This window comes from Stenotrophomonas sp. 28608_Sma (assembly GCF_056486185.1).
Map to the genome: position 1 here is coordinate 561,430 of NZ_CM151308.1, position 21,327 is coordinate 582,756.

At 67.7% G+C, this 21,327-nt stretch carries 21 protein-coding genes; 11 read left to right on the top strand and 10 right to left on the bottom strand.

The features are described 5' to 3' along the window. Nucleotides 1–45: 45 nt before the first annotated feature. Together ACZLHH_RS02500 and ACZLHH_RS02505 are read left to right on the top strand one after the other, a co-directional pair. Entirely contained in the window at nucleotides 46–1,260 is a 1,215-nt protein-coding gene (locus tag ACZLHH_RS02500; protein WP_049460663.1) for an MFS transporter, read from the top strand. Continuing rightward, a complete protein-coding gene (locus tag ACZLHH_RS02505; RefSeq protein WP_049460662.1) occupies nucleotides 1,257–2,429 on the top strand; it encodes an MFS transporter in 1,173 nt (390 codons plus the stop codon). Before ACZLHH_RS02500 ends, ACZLHH_RS02505 begins: the two co-directional genes overlap by 4 nt. A 354-nt stretch (nucleotides 2,430–2,783) precedes the next feature. On the opposite strand, the gene ACZLHH_RS02510 is transcribed toward ACZLHH_RS02505, so the two are convergent. After that, nucleotides 2,784–4,895, bottom strand: coding sequence for a M13 family metallopeptidase (locus ACZLHH_RS02510; RefSeq protein WP_032128756.1), 2,112 nt, complete (start codon nucleotides 4,893–4,895; stop codon nucleotides 2,784–2,786). Nucleotides 4,896–5,071: 176 nt separating this feature from the next. Between ACZLHH_RS02510 and ACZLHH_RS02515 the strand changes: the two genes are divergently transcribed. Further along, nucleotides 5,072–8,134, top strand: a complete 3,063-nt coding sequence (locus ACZLHH_RS02515; protein WP_049463473.1) for a bifunctional diguanylate cyclase/phosphodiesterase — start codon at nucleotides 5,072–5,074, stop codon at nucleotides 8,132–8,134. A 95-nt stretch (nucleotides 8,135–8,229) separates the two neighbouring features. On the opposite strand, the gene ACZLHH_RS02520 is transcribed toward ACZLHH_RS02515, so the two are convergent. Beyond that, the gene (locus tag ACZLHH_RS02520; protein WP_049424802.1) at nucleotides 8,230–9,111 is read right to left on the bottom strand and encodes a LysR family transcriptional regulator; all 882 of its coding nucleotides are present in this window, start codon (nucleotides 9,109–9,111) and stop codon (nucleotides 8,230–8,232) included. 96 nt (nucleotides 9,112–9,207) lie between these two features. Here ACZLHH_RS02520 and ACZLHH_RS02525 point away from each other — a divergent pair, with 96 nt between their 5' ends. The 3 genes from ACZLHH_RS02525 to ACZLHH_RS02535 all read left to right on the top strand — a co-directional run bounded on the left by ACZLHH_RS02525 (nucleotide 9,208) and on the right by ACZLHH_RS02535 (nucleotide 12,205). Further along, a complete protein-coding gene (locus ACZLHH_RS02525) occupies nucleotides 9,208–9,618 on the top strand; it encodes a DoxX family protein (protein WP_049424804.1) in 411 nt (136 codons plus the stop codon). A gap of 31 nt (nucleotides 9,619–9,649) precedes the next feature. Beyond that, nucleotides 9,650–10,438 (top strand): dioxygenase family protein, encoded by a 789-nt coding sequence (locus ACZLHH_RS02530; protein WP_049463471.1) that lies wholly within the window; start codon nucleotides 9,650–9,652, stop codon nucleotides 10,436–10,438. Nucleotides 10,439–10,555: 117 nt separating this feature from the next. Further along, nucleotides 10,556–12,205, top strand: a complete 1,650-nt coding sequence (locus tag ACZLHH_RS02535; RefSeq protein WP_032128751.1) for a Na+/H+ antiporter — start codon at nucleotides 10,556–10,558, stop codon at nucleotides 12,203–12,205. 90 nt (nucleotides 12,206–12,295) lie between these two features. Here ACZLHH_RS02535 and ACZLHH_RS02540 read toward each other — a convergent pair whose 3' ends face one another. Beyond that, entirely contained in the window at nucleotides 12,296–12,544 is a 249-nt protein-coding gene (locus ACZLHH_RS02540; protein WP_032128750.1) for a DUF3297 family protein, read from the bottom strand. Between the two features lie 90 nt (nucleotides 12,545–12,634). On the opposite strand from ACZLHH_RS02540, the gene ACZLHH_RS02545 reads away from it, so the two are divergent. Next, nucleotides 12,635–13,177 carry a DUF6630 family protein gene (locus ACZLHH_RS02545; protein ID WP_005407911.1) on the top strand — a complete coding sequence of 181 codons (543 nt, stop codon included), beginning with the start codon at nucleotides 12,635–12,637 and terminating at the stop codon, nucleotides 13,175–13,177. A 39-nt stretch (nucleotides 13,178–13,216) separates the two neighbouring features. Here ACZLHH_RS02545 and ACZLHH_RS02550 read toward each other — a convergent pair whose 3' ends face one another. From ACZLHH_RS02550 to msrB, 5 genes are all read right to left on the bottom strand, one after another. Continuing rightward, entirely contained in the window at nucleotides 13,217–13,492 is a 276-nt protein-coding gene (locus ACZLHH_RS02550) for a DUF4031 domain-containing protein (RefSeq protein ID WP_049463469.1), read from the bottom strand. A 13-nt stretch (nucleotides 13,493–13,505) separates the two neighbouring features. Continuing rightward, the gene (locus tag ACZLHH_RS02555; protein WP_049463467.1) at nucleotides 13,506–13,994 is read right to left on the bottom strand and encodes a hypothetical protein; all 489 of its coding nucleotides are present in this window, start codon (nucleotides 13,992–13,994) and stop codon (nucleotides 13,506–13,508) included. A 128-nt stretch (nucleotides 13,995–14,122) separates the two neighbouring features. Beyond that, the gene (gene motB / locus ACZLHH_RS02560; RefSeq protein ID WP_049398339.1) at nucleotides 14,123–15,061 is read right to left on the bottom strand and encodes a flagellar motor protein MotB; all 939 of its coding nucleotides are present in this window, start codon (nucleotides 15,059–15,061) and stop codon (nucleotides 14,123–14,125) included. 3 nt (nucleotides 15,062–15,064) lie between these two features. After that, nucleotides 15,065–15,919, bottom strand: a complete 855-nt coding sequence (motA, locus tag ACZLHH_RS02565; protein ID WP_032128746.1) for a flagellar motor stator protein MotA — start codon at nucleotides 15,917–15,919, stop codon at nucleotides 15,065–15,067. A 91-nt stretch (nucleotides 15,920–16,010) separates the two neighbouring features. Then, nucleotides 16,011–16,478, bottom strand: a complete 468-nt coding sequence (gene msrB / locus ACZLHH_RS02570) for a peptide-methionine (R)-S-oxide reductase MsrB (RefSeq protein ID WP_049463465.1) — start codon at nucleotides 16,476–16,478, stop codon at nucleotides 16,011–16,013. A gap of 141 nt (nucleotides 16,479–16,619) precedes the next feature. Here msrB and ACZLHH_RS02575 point away from each other — a divergent pair, with 141 nt between their 5' ends. Continuing rightward, nucleotides 16,620–16,997 carry a hypothetical protein gene (locus ACZLHH_RS02575; protein WP_049398340.1) on the top strand — a complete coding sequence of 126 codons (378 nt, stop codon included), beginning with the start codon at nucleotides 16,620–16,622 and terminating at the stop codon, nucleotides 16,995–16,997. A 144-nt stretch (nucleotides 16,998–17,141) separates the two neighbouring features. After that, nucleotides 17,142–17,342, top strand: coding sequence for a hypothetical protein (locus ACZLHH_RS02580; protein WP_049463463.1), 201 nt, complete (start codon nucleotides 17,142–17,144; stop codon nucleotides 17,340–17,342). Nucleotides 17,343–17,398: 56 nt separating this feature from the next. Here the strand turns inward: ACZLHH_RS02580 and ACZLHH_RS02585 are convergent, their stop codons facing one another. Next, nucleotides 17,399–17,878 (bottom strand): winged helix-turn-helix transcriptional regulator, encoded by a 480-nt coding sequence (locus ACZLHH_RS02585; protein WP_005407919.1) that lies wholly within the window; start codon nucleotides 17,876–17,878, stop codon nucleotides 17,399–17,401. 149 nt (nucleotides 17,879–18,027) lie between these two features. Between ACZLHH_RS02585 and ACZLHH_RS02590 the strand changes: the two genes are divergently transcribed. Both ACZLHH_RS02590 and alr read left to right on the top strand, forming a co-directional pair. Then, nucleotides 18,028–19,332, top strand: coding sequence for a D-amino acid dehydrogenase (locus ACZLHH_RS02590; protein ID WP_032128742.1), 1,305 nt, complete (start codon nucleotides 18,028–18,030; stop codon nucleotides 19,330–19,332). Then, on the top strand, nucleotides 19,311–20,381 hold the full coding sequence (alr, locus tag ACZLHH_RS02595) for an alanine racemase (protein WP_049463462.1): 1,071 nt from the start codon (nucleotides 19,311–19,313) through the stop codon (nucleotides 20,379–20,381). Before ACZLHH_RS02590 ends, alr begins: the two co-directional genes overlap by 22 nt. Nucleotides 20,382–20,662: 281 nt before the next feature. Here alr and ACZLHH_RS02600 read toward each other — a convergent pair whose 3' ends face one another. Further along, a complete protein-coding gene (locus ACZLHH_RS02600; protein WP_049463461.1) occupies nucleotides 20,663–21,226 on the bottom strand; it encodes a DUF3016 domain-containing protein in 564 nt (187 codons plus the stop codon). Nucleotides 21,227–21,327 lie beyond the last annotated feature (101 nt).

Consider the following 21,327-nt stretch of genomic DNA (forward strand, 5'->3'; position numbering starts at 1 on the left):
CGTGGCGCCCAGTGCGCCAGGCAAGTCGCTGCCCTGGAGAACCTGATGGCCACCCCCTATCGCGACCTGTTCGCGGCCCCCGGCACCGCCGGCCTCGCCCTGGCCGGGCTGCTGGCACGCCTTCCTCTACCGATGACCGGTATCGGCATCATCACCCTGCTGTCCCAGCTGCGCGGCAGCTATGCACTGGCCGGTGCGGTGTCGGCCACCTTCGTGCTGACCTACGCGTTGCTGTCGCCGCAGGTATCGCGCTGGGTCGACCGGCGCGGGCAGGGCAGGGTGCTGCCGTGGGCCACCGCGGCCAGTGCGGCCGGGTTGCTGTTGCTGCTTGCGTGCACGCTGCTGGCCGCGCCGGACTGGACGCTGTTCATTGCGGCGATGCTGGCCGGTTGCATGCCCAGTGTGTCGGCGATGGTGCGCGCGCGCTGGACCGCGATCCATCGCGGGCGCCCGCAACTGCAGACCGCCTACTCGCTGGAGACGGTGTTCGACGAGGTCACCTTCATCGCCGGGCCACCGTTGTCAGTCGGATTGTCGGTAGCGGTATGGCCACAGGCCGGCGTGCTGGCTGCAGCCCTTCTGCTGGTGATCGGAGTGACCGCACTGTTCCTGCAGCGTGGTACCGAACCACCGCTGCAGCGCTGCGAAGGCGCAACACCCTCGCGCTCGCTGCTGCGGCAAGCGGAGATCCGCCTGCTGGCGTTGCTGATGCTGGCGATGGGTGTGATTGTCGGTACCGTCGACATCACCAGCGTGGCCTTCGCCGAACAGCGCGGGCAGCCACTGGCTGCCAGTTGGGTGCTGTCGGCCTATGCGCTGGGCAGCTGCGCGGCGGGCCTGCTGTTTGGTGCACTGAAGCTGCAGATCCCGTTGCCGCGCCTGTTGCTGACCGCAGCAGCGGCCACTGCATTGGCCACGCTACCGCTGCTGTGGGTCGGCAGCCTGCCTGCCCTGGCCGTTGCCGTGCTGCTGGCCGGGGTGTTCTTCGCGCCGACGATGATCGTGGCGATGTCGCTGGTCGAACAGTACGTGCCCGAATCGCGCCTGACCGAAGGCATGACCTGGTTGCTGGCCGGATTGAACATCGGCGTGGCGCTGGGCGCGGCACTGTCCGGGCAGGGTGTCGATGCGGGGGGCGTGCGCAGCGGTTTTGCTGTTGCGCTGGTGGCAGGCGGTGGCGTGCTGCTGTTCGCCGTGCTCGCGCACCGTGCACTGCGCCCGTCTGCCTCGACCACATCCCCTGAAGGAATCGTCCCGTGAGCGCTTCATCGCCTGCGCACGCCGCGCCTGTGCCTCGTCATCCGTGGTGGGCGGTTTCCGCCGTCGGCCTCGCCACGTTCTCGGTGGTCACCACCGAAATGTTGCCGGTCGGCCTGCTGACCCCGATCGCCGAAGATCTCGGCGCGTCCACCGGCACAGCCGGCCTCATGATCTCGCTGCCGGCCCTGCTGGCGGCAGTGTTCGCACCGCTGGTGGTGATCGCAGCCGGTGGCATCGATCGCCGTCGCATCCTGTGCGCGCTGCTTGCGCTCCTGCTGGTCGCCAACCTCGCGTCGGCGCTGGCACCGGGCATCGGCTGGCTGTTGGCCGCACGGGTGCTGGTGGGGTTCTGCATGGGCGGCATCTGGGCCATCGCCGGCGGTCTGGCTGCGCGTCTGGTGCCGGCTGACCGCATCGGCCTGGCTACCTCGATCATCTTCGGCGGCGTGGCCGCAGCGTCGGTGCTGGGCGTTCCGTTGGGCGCGCTGATCGGGGATGCATTGGGTTGGCGCAGCGCCTTTGCGGCGATGGCGTTGTTCAGTGCGGCGGTGATGCTGCTGCATCTGCGGGTGGTTCCCGCGTTACCTGTAAGTACATCGGCGCAGCCGCGGCAGTTCGTACAGCAGCTTGGCCAGCGCGACCTGCGGCGTGGGCTGTGGCTGACCGTGCTGCTGGTGTCCGGGCACTTCATCGCCTTCACCTACGTGCGGCCGCTGCTGACGTCCGTCTCGGGCGTGGAGGCGTCGTGGATCGGTGCACTGCTGTTTGCCTACGGCCTGGCCGGCATCGCCGGCAACTTCATCGCCGGGCCGCTGGCAGCACGCCATCCGCGCGGTACGTTGCTGGCGATCGCATCGGGCCTGCTGCTGACGCCGCTGCTGTTGCTGTGGGTGGGGGGCACGCCGAGCGGTGGCATTGCGGTGCTGCTGCTATGGGGCCTGGCCTATGGCGGCGTATCGGTGGGCCTGATGAGCTGGATGATGAAAGCGGTGCCGCAGGCCGTGGAGATCGCCACCGCCCTGTATGTAGGCGTGTTCAACATCGGTATCGCACTTGGCGCGTGGGGCGGGGGACGGCTGCTGGATGGTGTCGGGCCGTACGCCACGCTTTGGGCTGCTGCGGTGTTGGCTGCGAGCGCTCTGCTGATGGTTGCCACCACCCGCAGGTAGATCCACGCCATGCGTGGATTCCTGCTCCGTGCCAACCAAGGTTGGCACCCACCAGAGCGGGGCATTTGCCAACCAAGGTTGGCAGCTACCAGAGCGGGGCATTTGCCGACCAAGGTTGGCACCCACCAGAGCGGGGCATTTGCCAACCAAGGTTGGCAGCTACCAGAGCGGGGCATTTGCCGACCAAGGTTGGCACCCACCAGAGCGGGGCATTTGCCAACCAAGGTTGGCAGCTACCAGAGCGGGGCATGTGCCGACCAGGGTTGGCACCCACCAGAGCGGGGCATTTGCCAACCAGGGTTGGCAGCTACCGGGAAATGAAACAGGCGCCTTTCGGCGCCCGTTCCGGTTACATCACCACACCTTGACCCGCTTGTCCGGGGCCAGGTACAGCTTCTGGCCTTCCTTCACTTCGAACGCCGGGTACCAGGCGTCGATGTTGCGCACGGTGAGTGCGCGGAACTGGCCCGGTGCATGCACATCGGTCAGCAGCGAGTTGCGCAGCGCCTGCTCGCGGCTCTTGCTGCGCCACGCCTGGGCGAAGCCGAGGAAGAAGCGCTGGTCGGGGGTGAAGCCTTCCAGGGTCTGCCCCGGCTTGCCCTGCAGCGACAGCTGGTAGGCATCGTAGGCGGTACCCAGGCCAGCCACGTCGGCGATGTTCTCGCCCAGGGTCAGCTTGCCGTTCACATGCACGCCCGGGAACGGCTCGTAGCTGCTGAACTGTGCGGCCAGCGCATCACCAGCGGCGTTGAACTGCTTCAGGTCTTCAGCGGTCCACCAGTTGTGCAGCTTGCCGGTCTCGTCGAACAGCGCACCGGCGTTGTCGAAGCCGTGGCTGATCTCGTGGCCGATCACTGCGCCGATGGCGCCGTAGTTCACCGCGTCGTCGGCAGCACCGTCGAAGAACGGCGGCTGCAGGATCGCGGCCGGGAACACCAGGCGGTTCTCCAGCGGCACGTTCATCGCGTTGATGGTCTGCGGCAGCATCGCCCACTCGCTGTGGTCGACCGCCTTGCCCAGCTTGGCGATGTTGCGCTGGTACTCGAACAGTTCGGCGCGCTGCGCATTGCCCAGCGCGTCATCACGGCGGATCTCCAGGCCGGTGTAATCACGCCACTTTTCGGGGTAGCCCATGCCCACGGTCAGGCCGGCCACCTTGGCCTTGGCGCTGGCCTTGGTCTGCGGCGACATCCACGCGAGCGCGTCGATGCGCTTGGCGAAGGCGGCGATGATGTTCTTCGCCATCTCGTCCGCGCGTTCCTTGGTCTTGGCGTCGAAGTGCTTCTCGACGTAACGCTTGCCGATCGCTTCGCCGATGGCATGGTTGGCGTCGTCCACTGCACGCTTCCAGCGGTCGCTCTGCTGCGGCGTGCCGCTCAGCGTGGTGCCGTGGAAGGCGAAGCGGGCATCAGCGAATTTCTTCGGCAGGTAGGCAGCGGCGCGGTCCAGCGCGTGGAAGGCCAGGTAATCCTTCCAGACATCCAGCGGCTCGGTGGCGACCAGCTTGGACAGGCCGGCCACGGCCTTGGGCTGCCAGACGATGAAGTCCTGCTGCTTGCCCAGCGCGGCCGCGTCGAGGAAGGCGTTCCAGTCCATGCCCGGCGCCTTGGCATTGAAGTCGGCCTGGGTCCAGGGATTGGCGCCCTTGGTCACATCATTGGTTTCTTCCTGGGTGGCGTGCGCCTGCGCGATCTTCGTCTCCAGCGCGAGGATGCGCTGCGCCTTGCCCGCCGGATCGGCGACACCGGCCAGCTGCAGCATCTGTGCGATGTAGGCCTGGTACTGCTTGCGCAGCTCGGCCATGCGGCCGCCGCCCAGGTAGAAGTCACGGTCGGGCATGCCCAGGCCGCCCTGCACCAGGTAGGGCGCGTTGCGGTCCGGCTGCAGCAGGTCCACCGACACCCACAGGCCGAACAGGCGGTCGGTGTAGAAGTTGGTCGCATTGAGCAGGTCGACGTCGGCACGCACGTCGCCGCCCAGGGCACGGGCCAGCCCGGCCTTGTCGGCGATCGCATCGATGGCCTTCAGCTGCGGCTGCACCGGCGCGATGCCGTGCTGCTCGATGCCGGCTTCGTCCATGTAGGCGGCGTAGTAGTCGCCGATCAGCTTGTCGTCACCGCTGGCCTGGGTGTTGCCGGCGGCGCCTTCGAGAATGGCGCGGGTGTCGGCCAGGGTTTTCTCGGCGATGACGTTGAAGCTGCCGAAGCGCGAGCGGTCGGCCGGGATCTCGGTGTTCTTCACCCAGGTGCCGTTGGCGAAGCCGAAGAAATCATCGCCGGCGTTGATGCTGCGGTCCATGCCGCTGGCATCGAAGCCGAAGCTGCCCAGCATCGGCTTGGCGGCCGCAGGTGCGGCATCGGCAGGCGCGGCGGTGCCGGCAGCCGGATCGGCCGGGCGGTCGCAGGCGGCCAGGGACAGGCTGGCAACGATGGCCAGTGCCAGGGTGGGACGGCGCAGCTTGGACATGGACTTCTCTTGCAGCGGAAAACCCCAAGTCTAATCCGCTCCGCCCCGGCTGGCCCTCCCGTAGTGCCGCCCGCCCTGTGCGGGATCTGGCTGAACGCGCGGAAGCGATCTTCACGCCGTCACCGGTGTGGTGCATGCTGGCCTCAGGAGCCCTGCGCGGACACGGGGAGGTGGCCATGCGGGGGCGGGTCAGGCGTCAAGAATGGCGTCCGCCGGCCGTTGAGGTCGGGGATGTGGAGGATTCGTTCGCGCATGAAGCCAGCCGACTGCACAAGGAAGACCAACCGATGCCCGCGCTGAAACGGGCGTTGGCCCGGCCGCTGCGCGCCATTACCTGGGGCGGGGTGTTGCTGGGCATTCTGCTGGTGGCCGGGTTGACCACCATGCTGGCCAACGACCATCACCGCCGGCTGGAGGCCGCACAGCGCCAGAGCCGTGCACTGGCGGTGGGCAGCGAGCGCCTGCTGGCGCTGGAGCTGCGCAACCTGGAGCGGGCGATGTCCGGCATCGCCGCCGATGCCGTTGAAGTGTTCCGCAGCGTGCCCGCGCAGGCGCCGGCGCTGCTTGATGCCTCCATCGGCGGCGTGCTGCGCCGGCATGCCGAGCTGCACAGCATCGTGGTGCTGGACAGCTATGGCCGCGCCCTGACGGCCGGCAAAGGTGACCTGAACCTGCCGCTGTGGACCGATCCGCAGCGCCGCGGCCTGGGCAGTTCGCTGTACATCGGCCCGCCGCTGCGCGCCAGCGACGGTGGCTGGGTGGTGCCGCTGGCGCTGCCGATGGCCGGTGACCGCTGGTTGCTGGCGCGGCTGCGCTGCGGCGAACTGCAGCGCATCATCGGCGGCCTCGATGTTGGCCCGAACGGGCTGGTGTCGATCAGCGATGCGGAAGGCTACATGCTGGCCCGCGTACCGGACCCGCACGGCACGGTCGGCCGACGCTACGATCTCGCGCATCGCGACCTGCTCGGCAAGCAGGCCGTGGTCGAGCTGGGCAGCCTGCCGGGCGCGGTCGATGGTGTGCAGCGCATCATCACCATCAGCACGCTGGAGCGCAGCCCGCTGGCGGTGCAGGTCGGGTTGGCCGATGAGGACGTGCTGGCGCCATGGTGGCCCTACCTGCAGGCGTCAGTAGCAATCGTGCTGGCCTACGTCGGGGTGCTGCTGGTCCTGCTGTACGCGGTGCGCCGCAGCACCCGCCGCCAGCAGTCGATGGCGGAGGAACTGAAGACCGGGCATGCCGAACTGCGCCTGGCCCACCAGGTTGGGCGCGTCTGCACCTGGTACGTGGACGAGGATGCCGCACTGTTGCGCTGGTCACCGCTGGCGCGTGAGATCTTCGGCGTGCAGACCGATGCGCTGCCGGTGGCCGATTTCTTCGCGCGCGTGCATCGTGATGATGCAGCGCGCCTGCAGCAGGCCTTCGACCAGGCCTTCGCCGGTGGCGCGGTGCTCGACCAGGTGTTCCGCCTGGTGCTGCCCGGAGGCGCAGTGCGCTGGGTGGGCGCACGCGGGCAGCGGGTGGAGGTGGCCGACAGCGAGCGCCGCATGATCGGTGCCCTGACCGACCTGAGCGAACGCTACCAGGCCCGCGAGCAGATGAGCGAAGTGGAACGCCGCTTCCGCCTGTTGTTCGACCGCAATCCAGCGCCGTTCTGGGTGTTCGATCCGGATACGCTGCGCTTCATCGAGGTCAACGATGCCGCCGTGCGCCAGTATGGCTACAGCCGCGAGGAATTCCTGGCGATGAGCATCCTCGACATCCGCCCGCGCGAAGGCTGGGACGAGGTGAAGGGTGCGATCGCCAAGGCCCGTGTCGGCGAGCTGCAGGATGCCACCGTGCGCCTGCACCGGCGCAAGGACGGCAGTGTGTTCGAAGTGCGCGCACACCTGTCCAAGCTCGATTTCGATGGCCAGCCCGCCTGCCTGGTGCTGGCCGAGGATGTGAGCGAGCGGCTGGCTTACGAGCGCGACCTGGCCTACCAGGCGCGGCACAACCCGGCCACCGGCCTGCTCAACGTGCGTGCGTTGACCGAACAGCTGGACGAACAGCAGGAGGGCTACACCATCGCCTTCGTGCAGTTGCGAGGACTGCAGCTGGTGGCCGACACGCTGGGCCGCGAGATCGGCGATGCGGTGCTGCAGTCGATGGCGACCCGGCTCGGTGGCCTGGGCGCGCGCTGCGGCACGCTGGCATTCCAGCCGGCGGAGGACTTCGTGTTCGCCATCGGTGCCGAGCACGATACCCAGCGCGTGCTGGACGACCTGCTGCAGATCGTGTCGGCGCCGATGCGCGGCAAGGATTCGCTGCACCAGTTCGAGCCGCGCATCGGCGTGGCCGTGCACATTGCCGGCGACGGCCACAGCGCCGAGCAGGTGATCGGCATGGCCGCACAGGCCGCGCATGCCGCGCGCGCCGAAGGCAACGTGGTGGTCTGGTTCGACGCGGCGGTGACCACGCGGTTGGCCGACCGCCTGCGCCTGGCCGGACGCATCCACGCCGCCATCGACAACGAGTTCCAGCTGTATTTCCAGCCGATCCGGCACGCCAGCGATGGCAGCCCGGCCGCGCTGGAGGCTCTGCTGCGCTGGCCGCAGGCCGATGGCAGCTTCATCCCGCCCAACGAGTTCATCCAGCTGTGTGAGGACACCGGGCTGATCCTGGCACTGGGGCGCTGGGTGATCCGTGCGGCGGCGAAGGCGCAGCGCCGGCTGGTCGAGGCCGGTTGGGGCGAGCTGCCGATCGCGGTCAATGTATCGGCGGTGCAGTTCTTCAACAGCGATCTGGTGGCCGAGTTCACCCGCGCGCAGCAGGAGTTCGGCCTGGCCCGCGGCGCGCTGCACGTGGAGCTGACCGAGAGCAGCCTGATGCGCAAGCCGGCGCAGGCGATGCAGACCATGCAACGCCTGCACGAGCAGGGCATCAGCGTGTCGCTGGATGATTTCGGTACCGGCTATTCCAGCATGTCCTACCTGCAGCACCTGCCATTGGACATCCTGAAGATCGACCGCAGCTTCGTCGCCGACGTGGAAACCAATCCGCGCAATGCCTCGATCTGCCGCGCGCTGCTGTCGCTGGGCCACAGCATGGGCCTGACCATCATCGCCGAGGGCGTGGAAACGCCGGGGCAGCTGGACTGGCTGGCTGCGCACGGCTGCGACCAGGTGCAGGGTTACCTGCTCGGGCGGCCGGCGCCGCTGGAACGGATCATCGAGGCGCTGGATGAGGTTGCCGCCTAAGTGGTAGTGCCGGCCGCTGGCCGGCATTCGCCCAGGACCGGGATGTGTCTGATTGCCGGCCAGCGGCCGGCACTACCGGCAAGCGCCAGATTCGGCTACACCCCGGCCTCCACCAGATGGTCGATGAAACTGCGCACCTTCGGTGCCAGATGGCTGCGGCTGGTATAGACCGCGAAGATGCCGATCGGCGAGGCCTCCCATTCGGGCAGGATGCGCACCAGGCGGCCATCGGCCAGCGCGTCTTCCAGCAGGAAATCGGGCTGCAGGATCACGCCCATACCGGCGATCGCCGCTTCGCGCAGCACGTCGCCGTTGTTGGCGTGCAGCAGGCTGCTTACCGCCACCTTCACTTCGCCGCCCGGTCCCTGTAGCGGCCAATGGTCGCCAGCGGCCCAGTAGCTGTAGCTCAGGCAGGCGTGGGCCTGCAGCTCCTGCGGCGTCTGTGGCGTACCGCGTGCGGCCAGGTAGGCCGGCGCGGCGCACAGGCTCACCCGCGATTCGCCCAGACGTCGCGCGATCAACGTCGGCCCCGGCTCGCGGGTGATGCGGATGGCGACGTCGTAGCCTTCCTCGACCATGTCCACCAGCCGGTCGGACAGGGCCAGGTCCAGTTCCACCTGCGGGAAGCGTTCGCGGTAGCTGGCCAGCAGCGGGCCGAGGCGGGCGATGCCCCAACTGACCGGTGCGTTGATGCGCAGCGTGCCGGAGGGCTCCAGCGCCTGCGCGCCGATGCTGGCCTCCAGCGCGTCGAACTCGGCCAGCAGGCGCACGCACTGGGCGTAGTAGGCGGCACCGGCACTGGTCGGGCTGACCCGGCGCGTGGTGCGGTGGAGCAGGCGGGTGGACAGGCGCTTTTCCAGCGCGGCGACCTGGCGGGTGACGCCGGCAGTGGACATATCCAGGGCCTGGGCGGCGGCACTGAAGCCGTTGCGCTCGACCACCGCCACGAACACGCGCATCGCCTCGAGGGTGTCCATTGTTGCGCCTTTTGAAATAAATACGGTCAATCCATCGTATTTATTGGTCCACGAAGGCGCAATAACCTGTGCCTACTCCCTTCAAGGTGTTTCCCCATGCACACCACGACCGCTCCTGTTTCGCCGCTGGCCCCGTACGGCGCCACCCTGCTGCGCCTGGCCCTGGGCGTGCTGTTCCTGGTCCATGCGCTGATCAAGCTGCTGGTATTCACCCCGGCCGGCACGGCGGCGTTCTTCGAGTCGCTGGGCCTGCCCGGCGTGCTCGGCTACCTCACCATCGGCGTCGAGCTGGTGATCACCGTCGCGCTCCTGCTGGGCATCTACGCACGCTGGGTGGGCCTTGTCGGTGTGCCGCTGCTGCTGGGCACCATCGTCACCGTGCACGGCGCCAACGGCTTCGGTTTCGCCAATGCCGGCGGCGGCTGGGAATACCCGGCGTTCTGGGCACTGGCGCTGGTAGTGCTGTTCCTGGTCGGCGATGGCAAGTGGACCCTGCGTTCGCGCTGATCGCCGCCTGACCCTGCAACTGGAGAATTCCATGTCCCGCCTGCCTTCGCTGTACATCTCGCATGGTTCGCCGATGACCGCCCTGCATCCGGGCCAGGTTGGCGTGCGCCTGGCCGAGCTGGCGCGCGACCTGCCGACGCCGCGCGCCATCGTGATGGCCTCGGCGCACTGGCTGGGCCGGCAGCCGCTGGTCGGCGCGCATCCGCAGCCACCGACCATCCATGACTTCGGCGGCTTCCCGCGCGCGCTGTTTGAACTGCAGTACCCGGCGCCGGGCGATCCGGCGCTGGCCGAAGAGGTGGCCGGCCGCATCGCCGCCGCTGGCCTGCCGGTGGCACTCGACCCGCAGCGTGGCCTCGACCACGGTGCCTGGGTGCCGCTGCGGCTGCTGCGCCCGCAGGCCGACATCCCGGTGGTGCCGCTGTCGATCCAGCCGATGCTCGGCCCCGAGCACCAGTTCGCGCTCGGCCGCGCGCTGGCGCCGCTGCGCGAGCAGGGCGTGCTGCTGGTCGGCTCGGGCAGCATCACCCACAACCTGCACGACTGGGGCGACTACCAGGACGGCAAGGAAGCGCCGTACGTGCGGCCCTTCATCGAGTGGGTGGAGCAGCGCCTGGCCGCCGACGACCGCCAGGCCCTGCTCGATTACCGTCGGCAGGCGCCGTTCGCCGAACGTGCGCACCCGACCGACGAGCACCTGCTGCCGCTGTTCTTCGCGATGGGCGCGGCCGGCGAGGGCGGCTTCGGTGCACGCCGCATCGACGCCGGTATCGATGCCGGCTTCCTCGCCATGGATCTGTACCGCTTCGACGGGGCATGAGCCGGGGCTGACGCGCGGCGGCCCCGGCCGTCGCGGTCATGGCCGCATGTGGTAGTTTTTTCCGGGTTTCCGGCGCTGGCTTGCGAGCCTCCCCGCGCGCCGCTTCCTGGAAGAAGCATGCATACCATTGAAGTCGTCCTGGCGATGCTGGTGGCCGTTGTCGCCAGCGGCTACCTGGTTCGTGTCCTGCCGTTCTCGTTGCCGCTGCCGCTGGTGCAGATCGGCCTGGGTGCGGTCATCGCCGGCGTGTTCAACCGCGGCCACGCGCTGGAGCCGGAGGTGTTCTTCCTGCTGTTCCTGCCGCCGCTGCTGTTCCTGGATGGCTGGCGCATTCCCAAACAGGGCCTGTTCCGCGACAAGGGCGCGATCCTCGAGCTGGCGTTCGGCCTGGTGGTGTTCACCGTCATCGGCGCCGGCTTCCTCATCCACTGGCTGATTCCAGTGATGCCGCTGGCGGTGTGCTTCGCGCTGGCGGCCATCGTGTCGCCGACCGACCCGGTGGCGGTCGGGGCCATCGCTTCCAAGGCGCCGATTCCCAAGCGCCTGATGCACATCCTTGAGGGCGAGTCGCTGCTGAACGATGCCTCGGGCCTGGTCTGCTTCCGCTTCGCGGTGGCGGCAGTGATGACCGGCACCTTCTCGCTGGCCACCGCCTCGCTGACCTTCGTGTGGGTGGCGGTGGCCGGCCTTGCTGTGGGAGTGGCAGTGACGCTGGGTGTGTCCACCTTCCAGCGCTGGCTGTGGCGCCGCTTCGGCGAAGAGCCTGGCGCGGCGATGCTGGTCAACCTGCTGATTCCGTTCGCGGCCTACCTGCTGGCCGAAGAGATCCATGCCTCGGGCATCCTCGCCGCGGTCGCTGCCGGTATCGCGATGAGCTATGTCGAGCTGACCGGCCGTGTCTCCGGCAGCATGCGCGTGCAGCGTGCCGGGGTCTGGAACATGCTGCAGTTCAGCTTCAACGGCATCATGTTCGTGCTGCTGGGCGAGCAGCTGCCGGGCATCGTCGAACGCGCCACCACCACCATGAACGAGACCGGCCACCAGAGTGCGTGGTGGCTGCTGGTGTATGTGGTGGTGATCAATCTGGCACTGGTCGTGCTGCGCCTGCTGTGGGTGTGGCTGTCGCTGCGCTGGAACCTGCTGCGCGCGCGTCGTCGCGGCCTGGAGCGGGGCGAGGCGCCGAACTGGCGCATCGTGGTGGCGACCTCGGTGGCCGGCGTGCGCGGTGCGATCACCCTGGCCGGCGTGTTGACCCTGCCGCTGTTCCTGCCCGACGGCAGTGCGTTCCCGGCGCGTGACCTGGTGATCTTCCTGGCCGCGTCGGTGATCCTGTTCTCGCTGCTGGGCGCCAGCATCGCGCTGCCGCGGCTGTTGAAAGGCCTGCAGCTGCCGTCCGATTCGGGTGAGCGCAAGGAAGAGGATCTGGCGCGCCGGCTGTCGTCGAAGGCGGCGCTGGCCGGGGTCGAGCGCATGCGCCAGCAGATGGTGATGAACCAGAACACCGAGAACGTGCAGCTGTACAACGACGCCGCCTCGCGGGTCAGCCTGCTGTACCAGCGCCACCTGGAGAAGGACAGCGACGGGCCCGACGTGGACCCGGAGAAGGTGCGGCGCATGGAACTGGGCTACCGCCAGCTGCGCAGTGCCGGCCTCAATGCCGAGCGCGAGGAGCTGTTCCGGCTGACCCGGCGCGGGGTGATCTCCGATGAGATCTCGCGGCGCCTGATCCGCAACCTGGACCTGCTGGAATCGCGCAAGCGCGAGTGACCCTGCCCCGAAGCGTAGAGTCGAGCTTGCTCGACTGCTCTTTCGCAAAGCAGTCGAGCAAGCTCGACTCTACCGATCCCACGGCGCGGGTTATTCCGGCTTCTGGTCCAGGAAATACGCCTCGACCTTGCCCTTGACCTTGATGGTCATCGGGTTGCCGCGGCGGTCGCGGGCCTTGCCGGCCTGCACGCGGATCCAGCCTTCGCTGACCGAGTATTCCTCGACGTTGTCGCGCTCGACGTCGTTGAAACGCACGCCAACGCCGCGCTCCAGCGCCTGCGCATCATGGAAGGGGCTGGCCGGGTTGATCGCCAGGTGGTCGGGAGGGGTATCGCTCATCGCTTCATTCACAGTGACGGCCACCAAGGCCGGCTTCAGCGGCACAGGATAAACCGTAGAATGCCGGCCTGCCCCAGAGGAAGTTCCGCCATGCCCGACAACAGCGACTATTTCGACTTCGAGGAAGACATCCACGACTTCGACGAAGACGGCTTCGAGGCGCGGGTCTGGAACCTGCTGGTACTGATCAACCCGGGCGACGAAGAGCTGGCCCTGCAGCAGTTCAACCGCTGGCGCGAGCACCTGGCCGAGGACGGGCAGCCGCTGGAAGCGGACAGCGACTGGCTGCCAGCGCTGTTCACGGCCATTGCCTGGCAGTCCGGTTTCGAGGTGGAACGAGATGACCTGGAATCGCTGCAGTCGGCGGTGAACGAGCTGTCGGCGCGCTTCAACCTGCAGCTGGACTGGGGCGGCGACCTGGACGACGAGGACTTCGCCGAAGACCTGGACGGCGTGCAGCTGATGTCCACCGCATTCGACCGCCTGCGCGAGCACAATTACACGCTGTGGAGCGTGGATGCCGGCAGCGACGGCTTCACCGGCGTGATGGCGCTGACCCGCGACGACGACGCGATGCTGGCGCTGTGCTCGCTGCTGAACGTGGAAATCCGGCTGGGCAGCGACCCGTTCTGAGATTGATCGGTAGCGCCGGGCCATGCCCGGCGCTCCCATCTACGGCCGGTACTGCGCCCTGGCGTTGGCGATCACCGCTTTGACCAGCGCGCGGTCGGTGTGCCTTGAGATCGCCCGCGCACCGAGCGCGATCGCCTGTGCGCGCAGCTCGGAAGTGACATCGTAGTGGGCACCGCTGGCCTTGTTCTGGAAGGCCCGCGGGGGAATGCCGAGCTGCGCCGCCATCGCGTGCAGCTCGGCCAGGGTGTCGGCCATCAGGTGCGCCCAGCGCTGTCCGCGCCAGGGATGCACCGCGTCATCGACGTAGACTGTCACCGCCGCGGCCGGTTCAGGCCTGCGGCTTGCTGTCGCTGTCAGCGGCCGGAGTGGCCTCGGCAGCGGCTTCTTCGGCCACGTCGCCCTCGGCGGCTTCGCCTTCCTCGCCTTCAGCAGCGTCGACGCCTTCGAACTCGGCAACCAGCTTGTCCAGGTACTCGTCGGCGGTCTGCTCGGATTCGGCCGCCAGGGTGTCCAGCAGCTTCTGCAGCAGTTCGGAGTACTCCAGGTTGACCTTGCGGCCTTCCTTCTCCTGCACGTTGGCCAGGTGCTTGAGCATGGCCAGCATCGGCACCGGGTTCTCGGCGTTGCCCATGGTCTGGCCGCCGATGGCCAGCAGCCACTCACGGCCCTGCAGGCCGATGGCCGCGACCACCTGGCCGTCTTCGTTGGTCAGCACGGCATGGTTCTGCACCTGCTGCTGCGCGTTCAGGCGCAGGAACGGGCGCTTGGCCTGCTGCTTCTTGCGCTTGTCGCGCTTGGCCTTGGAGTTCTGGGACATGGGGTGGGGTCACCTGGAAACGGAAAGACCACCATTGTAGCGGGTGCGCCGGGTCATGCCCCTGGTGGGTGCGGACCTTGGTCCGCACGCTTTTCCCGGATGTGCGGACCAAGGTCCGCACCTACCGTTTACTTTGCCGGACCCTGCGCGGCCTGCACGTCCGGGTCGGCGGCGGGGGCCGACAGCCCCACCTGCGGGCCGGCACCGGCCAGGGCGGCTGCTTCGGCGGCCTGGGTCATCACCACGATGCTGATGCGGCGGTTGATCGGATTCTGCGGGTCGGCCTTGTCGAACAGCACCGACGAAGACAGGCCGACCACGCGGGTGATCTTGCTGTCCTCCAGGCCGCCGTCCACCAGTGCGCGCCGTGCGGCGTTGGCACGATCGGCGCTCAGTTCCCAGTTGCCGTAGCCGCGCGCGGCCGAATAGGCGGTGATGTCGGTGTGGCCGGTCAGGCTGATCCGGTTCGGCACGTGGTTCAGGTAGTTGGCCAACTCGTGCAGGATCTGCTGCGTGTACGGCTTCAGCGTGGCGCTGCCGAGGTCGAACATCGGCCGGTTCTGCTTGTCCACGATCTGGATGCGCAGGCCTTCCGGGGTCAGATCCAGCAGCAGCTGGTCCTTGAACGGCTCCAGCGCCTGGCTCTTGCTGATCGCCTCCTGCAGTTCCTTCATCAGCGCTTCCAGCTGCTGCTTGTCGCGCTGCTGCTGGTCCACCGGCTGCGGCACCGCTTCCTTCTGGTTCTGGAAGGGATCGTTGCTGCTGCCCCGCGAGATGTCGGTGGCACCACCGAGCTTGATCATCGAGGTGCTGGCGCCACCCGGGCCGGCCATGCCGGGCGCCGGCGTGGCGTTCTGCCCGCTCAGCGGGCTGGGGTTGCGGAAGTACTCGGAAATGGCCGCACGGTCGTTCTTGTTGGTGGTGGCCATCAGCCACAGCACCAGGAAGAACGCCATCATCGCGGTCACGAAGTCGGCATACGCCACCTTCCACGAACCGCCATGATGGGCGGCGTGGCCGGCCTTCTTGACCCGACGGACGATGACGGTGGGCTTGGTCTCGGCCATGGCTTACTTGACCGTCTTCAGGTGCTGCTCGAAATCGGAGAAGGCCGGGCGCACGTTCGACGGCAGCGTCTTGCGGGCGAATTCCAGCGCGATCTTCGGGTTGTAGCCACGCAGGCAGGCCAGCAGCGCGGTCTTCACCGATTCGTAGATGCGGCTGTCCTGCTCGGCGCGCGCTTCCATCGCTGCCGCCATCGGGCCGACGAAACCGTAGCCCAGCAGGATGCCCAGGAAGGTACCGACCAGCGCGCCGGCCACATGGCCGCCGACCTCGACGATATCCCCGCCGATCGAACCCATGGTGATGACGATGCCGAGCACCGCCGCGACGATGCCGAAACCGGGCAGTCCGTCGGCGACCTTGGTCAGCACCTGCGACGGCGCCATGGCCTCGGCGTGGTGCTTTTCCAGCTCCAGTTCCAGCAGCGGCTCCAGCTCGTGTGGCTCGATGTTGCTGCCGATCATCAGGCGCAGGCAGTCGGTGATGAAGTCGATCAGGTGGTGGTCGGCCTGCACCTTGGGGTAGTTGCCGAACAGCGCGCTTTCGGCCGGGCGCTCGACGTGGTCTTCCAGCGCCATGAAGCCTTCGCGGCGGGCCTTGTTGAGCAGTTCATAGAGCAGGCTGAGGACATCGATGTAGTCCTGCTGCTTGTAGCGCGGGCCCTTGAACACGCCGACCATGGCCTGCAGGGTCTGCTTGACCGTCTTGGCCGGGGTGCCGACCAGGAAGGCGCCGAGCGCGGCGCCACCGATGATGACCAGCTCGTAGGGCTGCCAGAGGGCACCCAGGCGGCCGTGGGCACCGAGATAGCCCCCGATCACGCTGACGATGACGACCAGGAATCCAACGATGATGAGCATGGGGCGACGCAAGGAGAGGGGATATCTCCTTGTCGGCCCGTCGCCCGGTTTTCTGAAGAGGGAATTCTGTGAAATCGGTCAGCGGGGTGTTTCAGCCCGCCACGCCGCTTTCGGCGCCGCCACGCTGCAACGGGTCGGGCCAGGGCTCGCCATTGCCGGTGAACAAAAGTGAGACGGAGTTCAGGCAGTGGCGCTCGTAGGTGGGCGGCGGGCCGTCCGGGAATACGTGGCCCAGATGGCTGCCACAGCGCGCACAGGTGATCTCGGTGCGGACCATGCCGTGGCTGGTATCGCGGATTTCGCGCACGTGTGCCGGGTCGAACGGGGCGAAGAAGCTCGGCCAACCGGTGCCGGAATCGAACTTGGTGCTGGAGCGGAACAGCGGCAGTGCGCACAGCCGGCAGCAGTAGACGCCCTCGCGCTTGTTGTCGAGGAACACGCCGCAGAACGGCGCCTCGGTACCGTGCTGCAGCAGCACGCGGCGCTCTTCACTGCTGAGGCCGGCGATCAGCGCCTCGGTCTGGGTGGCGGTGGGGGGCGTCAGGTCGAAGGCAGTCATGGCGGCGCTCCGTGGGGGTTGATGGCCTGGGGATGGCGGAAAACGTGGGGGTGCCGGCGCGCGCTTGCAAGTGTGATGGCCGTTCATGGCCGGCACACAGGTGCAGGCGCAAGGTAAATGTGATCCACGCCGGAGCGTGACATGAAACCGACCCTTTCCCTGCTGTTGATGGCCCTGTTGCCCCTGGTCGCGCAGGCCCAGGTACCGACGTCGTCGAGCCCGACCGCCACCCGCAGTGCCACCACCGTGGCACCGCAGCCGGTGATGCCGCCGCCGCAGGCCGCTCGCCCGCAGCCGCAGGTCCTGCCGTCGCCGCAGCCGGCGCAGCCGATCAGGTCCACCGGTCCCGCCCAGATCGCGCCCACCCCGGCGCCGAAGCCGGCCGACAAGGTGTACGACCGCAATGGCCGCATCGTCCCCGGGGTACGCCCGGCCGGTCCGAACCGCGTGTTCGATTCGCGTACCGGCCGCTATTACGACAGCGTGCCGGCCGGCGATGGCCAGCAGATCAAGCGCTGATCTCGGGTGCCAAACGAGGTTGGCGGCTACCGCACGCTGTCCGGCCTGAACGCACGAAAACAACCCGCTGCAGATCACTGCTTTTTCGCCTGCGATTAACCGTTCCGGGACCAACGTGACCGTGCGCCGGCATTGCGCCGCCGCATGTCCTTCGTCCACTGGATCGCGATCATGAAAAACCAGCAGAACCGTCATCCCGGCAAGGAACCGCAGGGCCGCAACCCGCAGCAACAACAGCAGCAACAGCAACAGCAACAGCAACAGCAGCAGATGGAGCCGCAGCAGCCGCACAAGGGTGGCAAGCAGCAGGAACAGCGCTCGCAGAAGCATCCGCAGCAGCGCTGACGGACCCGGGGGTCAGAGCCCGCTGCACGGGATCTGGCCCCACTACCGTTCCGGACTCAATCCGGAATCGGCAGGCTCAGCGTTTCCTTCACTTCTTCCATCACGATGTAGCTCTTCGACTCACGCACATGCGGCAGTGTCAGCAGGGTGCTGCCGAGCAGCTTGCGGTAGGAGGCCATCTCGCTGATCCGCGCCTTCAGCAGGTAATCGAAGTCGCCCGAGACCAGATGGCACTCCAGCACGTTGGGCAGCTTCAGGGCGGCGCGCCGGAACTCCTCGAAGATGTCACCGGACTTGTAGGCCAGGCTGATCTCCACGAATACCAGCAGGCTGGCCTTCACCGCCGCCGGGTCCAAGTGGGCGTGGTAGCCGGTGATCACCCCCTCGCGCTCGAGCCGGCGCACGCGCTCGGTACACGGGGTGGTGGACAGGCCGACCCGCTCGCCCAGTTCGGTGAAGGAGATACGGCCCTCGGCCTGCAGGATGCGCAGGATCTTGCGATCGATCTTGTCCAGTTCGCGGGTACGGGTGGCCATGGCCGTCAACCTTGGGGAATGAATTGCAGGGGAACATCCTGCCGGTTGATCGCAAATCAGGCAAATCAACTGGGAATGGCTGTCTATACTTCCCCAATTATGGTCCCGGCACGCTCCAGTGCAGGGAATGATCGGGTTGGAGAAGTCCCATGCGAGTCCTAGTTCTCGGCAGCGGCGTGATCGGCACCACCAGTGCCTGGTACCTGCGACAGGCCGGGTTTGAAGTCACGGTCATCGACCGCCAACCCGGCCCGGCGCTGGAAACCAGCTTTGCCAATGCCGGCCAGCTGTCGTTCGGCTACACCTCGCCGTGGGCCGCCCCGGGCGTGCCGAAGAAGGCCATCGGTTGGCTGTTCGAGAAGCATGCGCCGCTGGCGATCAAGCCGGGCATGGACCTGGCCCAGTACCGCTGGCTGTGGCAGATGCTGCGCAACTGCACCCACGAGCGCTACGCGATCAACAAGGCGCGCATGGTGCGCATGTCCGAGTACAGCCGCGACTGCCTGAACGAGCTGCGCGCGCAGATCGGCATCGAGTTCGAAGGCCGCGACCTGGGCACCACCCAGCTGTTCCGCACCCAGCAGCAGCTGGATGCCTCGGCGCAGGACATCGAGATCCTGGCCCAGTACGGCGTGCCGTACGAGGTACTGGACCGCGCCGGCATCATCCAGGCCGAACCGGCCTTGGCCCATGTCGATGGCTTGGTCGGCGCGCTGCGCCTGCCACGTGACCAGACCGGCGACTGCCAGCTGTTCACCCGCCGCCTGGCGCAGATGTGCGTGGATGCCGGTGTCGAGTTCCGTTTCGACCAGGACATCACCGGCCTGGAATTCGATGGCGACCGCATCACCGGCGTACGCATCGACGGCAAGCTGGAAACCGCCGACCGCTTCGTGGTCGCGCTCGGCAGCTACTCGCCGGCGCTGGTCGCATCGTTGGGCATGCGCCTGCCGGTGTATCCGCTGAAGGGTTACTCGCTGACCTTGCCGATCACCGACCCGGCGATGGCGCCGACCTCGACCATCCTCGATGAGAGCTACAAGGTGGCGGTGACCCGTTTTGACGACCGCATCCGCGTCGGTGGCATGGCCGAAGTGGCCGGCTTCGACCTGTCGCTGTCGCAGCGCCGTCGCGAGACCCTGGAGCTGGTGGTCAGCGATCTCTACCCGAAGGGCGGTGACCTGTCGCGCGCGCAGTTCTGGACCGGCCTGCGCCCGGCCACGCCGGACGGTACGCCGGTGATCGGCGCCACGCCGTTCCGCAACCTGTACCTCAACACTGGGCACGGCACGCTGGGCTGGACCATGGCGTGCGGCTCGGGCCGCTACCTGGCCGACCTGATGAGCGCGCGCCAGCCGCAGATCAGCACCGAAGGCCTGGATATTTTCCGCTACGGCCAGTACGGTCACGCGCCGCAACAAGAGAACCGCACATGCGTCCTGCCCGCGCGCTGATCGATCTGGGCGCCCTGCGCAGCAACTACCGGCTCGCCCGTGAACTGGGCGGTGGCAAGGCCCTGGCGATCATCAAGGCCGATGCCTATGGCCACGGCGCAGTGCGCTGTGCGCAGGCACTGGAAGGCGAGGCCGATGGTTTCGGCGTGGCCACCATCGAAGAGGCGCTGGAACTGCGCCAGGCCGGCATCCGTGCGCCGATCCTGCTGCTGGAAGGCATCTTCGAGCCCAGCGACATGGCGCTGGTGGCCGAACACGATTTCTGGTTCGCGGTGGGCTCGCCGTGGCAGCTGGAAGCCCTGGTCGCGTTCGACAGCCCGCGCCCGCTGACGGTGTGGCTGAAGCTGGACAGCGGCATGCATCGCCTCGGCCTGGACGTGGACAGCTTCCGCGCGGCGCATGCACGCCTGTTGGCGCTGCCGCAGGTCGAACGCATCGTGCTGATGACCCACCTGGCGCGTGCCGACGAACTGGACAGCGAACGCACCCACGAGCAGGCGGCGACGTTCGCGCGGGCCATCGACGGCCTCGATGGCGAGACCAGCGTGTGCAACTCGCCGGCGCTGCTGGGCTGGCCAGATGTACGCAGCGACTGGGTGCGCCCGGGCCTGATGCTGTACGGCGCCAATCCGCTGCCTGACAACACCGCGCTGACCGAGCGCCTGCGCCCGGTGATGACGATGCAGTCGAAGGTGATCGCCGAACGCTGGATCGAGGCCGGTGAGCCGGTGGGCTATGGCGCGCGCTTCGTGGCCAAGGCACGCACCCGCGTGGGCGTGGTCGCGCTCGGCTATGCCGACGGTTATCCGCAGTTTGCCCCGAATGGCACCCCGGCGCTGATCGATGGTCAGCCCGGTGCCCTGATCGGGCGCGTGTCCATGGACATGCTGACCGTGGACCTGACCGCGCACGCGCAGGCCGGCATCGGCAGTGTGGTGGAACTGTGGGGCAGTGCACCGACGCTGTCCGAACTGGCGCCGCGCTGCGGCGTGAGTGCGTACCAGCTGCCCTGCGCGGTCAAGCGCGTGGCGAAGGTCTATCAGGACTGACCGAACGCTGGCCGTGCACGGCTCTGGTAGCGGCCGACCTTGGTCGGCGCTGTGAATGCGTGTCGACCAAGGTCCACACCTACCGGTAGGGACCGGTCGGCGCGCACGGCTCTGGTAGCGGCCGACCTTGGTCGGCGCTCTGAATGCGTGTCGACCAAGGTCGACACCTACCGGTAGGGACTGGTCGGCGTGCTCGGCACTGGTAGCGGCCGACCTTGGTCGGCGCTTTGAATGCGTGTCGACCAAGGTCGACACCTACCGGTGAGTCGCGCCGCCCGGGATCATCGCGCGGCGGTGGCCTGGCTGGCCAGCTGCCGCTTCACCCAGTCATCGATCAGGCGCTTCTCGTAGCGCAGCGGATCACTGTCGCTCTTCAGCCCCAGGTTGTGCAGGTAGCCGGTATCGCTGAGGCGCACATCGCCCTCGCTGACGATACGGCCGCTGGCGTCCTTCAACGTGTACTGCAGGCTGATCCGCGGCGGGTAGATGTCACGCATGATCCGGATGTCGCGGCCACGCGGGCCATGCCACGGCTCGTAGTCACCGGCGCGCTTGATGTCGACCAGGGTCACATCGAGGGTCTGCCCAGGCTGCAGCGGCTTGGCGGCGGTGGTCTGCAGGTAGCGTGCCAGCTGCTGTACCCAGTCGCCACGCTCGGCCTCGAAGCGGTTGGTGCTCTGGCGGATCTCGGTGAATTTGGCCGGGTCCTCCCATTTCACGCTGACCGGGCCATCGGCCTGCAACGCACGTGGCGCGTCCGCATCGGTCACGGTGCGCGGTGCAGCGGCGGCGCCGCCCGCCACCAGGGCGCCTGCCAGCAGGGCAATCGCGAGTGAGCGTTTCATGACGGTCTCCTGCGTCCCCGCGATGGGGACGATGTTGATCACAGATCGAGTGTGATCCTGCGGCCGGGGCGCCGCAATGGCAGATTGCGTCATGCGCAAGA

What these genes read in the sequence shown, in the direction of transcription:
- ACZLHH_RS02590 (WP_032128742.1), top strand. Translation starts at nt 18,028, where the DNA reads ATGCGAGTCCTAGTTCTCGGCAGCGGCGTGATCGGCACCACCAGTGCC.
- motB (WP_049398339.1), bottom strand. Translation starts at nt 15,061, where the DNA reads ATGGCCGAGACCAAGCCCACCGTCATCGTCCGTCGGGTCAAGAAGGCC.
- ACZLHH_RS02520 (WP_049424802.1), bottom strand. Translation starts at nt 9,111, where the DNA reads ATGGACACCCTCGAGGCGATGCGCGTGTTCGTGGCGGTGGTCGAGCGC.
- ACZLHH_RS02540 (WP_032128750.1), bottom strand. Translation starts at nt 12,544, where the DNA reads ATGAGCGATACCCCTCCCGACCACCTGGCGATCAACCCGGCCAGCCCC.
- ACZLHH_RS02600 (WP_049463461.1), bottom strand. Translation starts at nt 21,226, where the DNA reads ATGAAACGCTCACTCGCGATTGCCCTGCTGGCAGGCGCCCTGGTGGCG.
- ACZLHH_RS02585 (WP_005407919.1), bottom strand. Translation starts at nt 17,878, where the DNA reads ATGGCCACCCGTACCCGCGAACTGGACAAGATCGATCGCAAGATCCTG.
- ACZLHH_RS02580 (WP_049463463.1), top strand. Translation starts at nt 17,142, where the DNA reads ATGTCCTTCGTCCACTGGATCGCGATCATGAAAAACCAGCAGAACCGT.
- ACZLHH_RS02545 (WP_005407911.1), top strand. Translation starts at nt 12,635, where the DNA reads ATGCCCGACAACAGCGACTATTTCGACTTCGAGGAAGACATCCACGAC.
- ACZLHH_RS02535 (WP_032128751.1), top strand. Translation starts at nt 10,556, where the DNA reads ATGCATACCATTGAAGTCGTCCTGGCGATGCTGGTGGCCGTTGTCGCC.
- ACZLHH_RS02575 (WP_049398340.1), top strand. Translation starts at nt 16,620, where the DNA reads ATGAAACCGACCCTTTCCCTGCTGTTGATGGCCCTGTTGCCCCTGGTC.
- motA (WP_032128746.1), bottom strand. Translation starts at nt 15,919, where the DNA reads ATGCTCATCATCGTTGGATTCCTGGTCGTCATCGTCAGCGTGATCGGG.
- ACZLHH_RS02530 (WP_049463471.1), top strand. Translation starts at nt 9,650, where the DNA reads ATGTCCCGCCTGCCTTCGCTGTACATCTCGCATGGTTCGCCGATGACC.
- ACZLHH_RS02510 (WP_032128756.1), bottom strand. Translation starts at nt 4,895, where the DNA reads ATGTCCAAGCTGCGCCGTCCCACCCTGGCACTGGCCATCGTTGCCAGC.
- alr (WP_049463462.1), top strand. Translation starts at nt 19,311, where the DNA reads ATGCGTCCTGCCCGCGCGCTGATCGATCTGGGCGCCCTGCGCAGCAAC.
- ACZLHH_RS02500 (WP_049460663.1), top strand. Translation starts at nt 46, where the DNA reads ATGGCCACCCCCTATCGCGACCTGTTCGCGGCCCCCGGCACCGCCGGC.
- ACZLHH_RS02515 (WP_049463473.1), top strand. Translation starts at nt 5,072, where the DNA reads ATGCGGGGGCGGGTCAGGCGTCAAGAATGGCGTCCGCCGGCCGTTGAG.
- ACZLHH_RS02555 (WP_049463467.1), bottom strand. Translation starts at nt 13,994, where the DNA reads ATGTCCCAGAACTCCAAGGCCAAGCGCGACAAGCGCAAGAAGCAGCAG.
- msrB (WP_049463465.1), bottom strand. Translation starts at nt 16,478, where the DNA reads ATGACTGCCTTCGACCTGACGCCCCCCACCGCCACCCAGACCGAGGCG.
- ACZLHH_RS02525 (WP_049424804.1), top strand. Translation starts at nt 9,208, where the DNA reads ATGCACACCACGACCGCTCCTGTTTCGCCGCTGGCCCCGTACGGCGCC.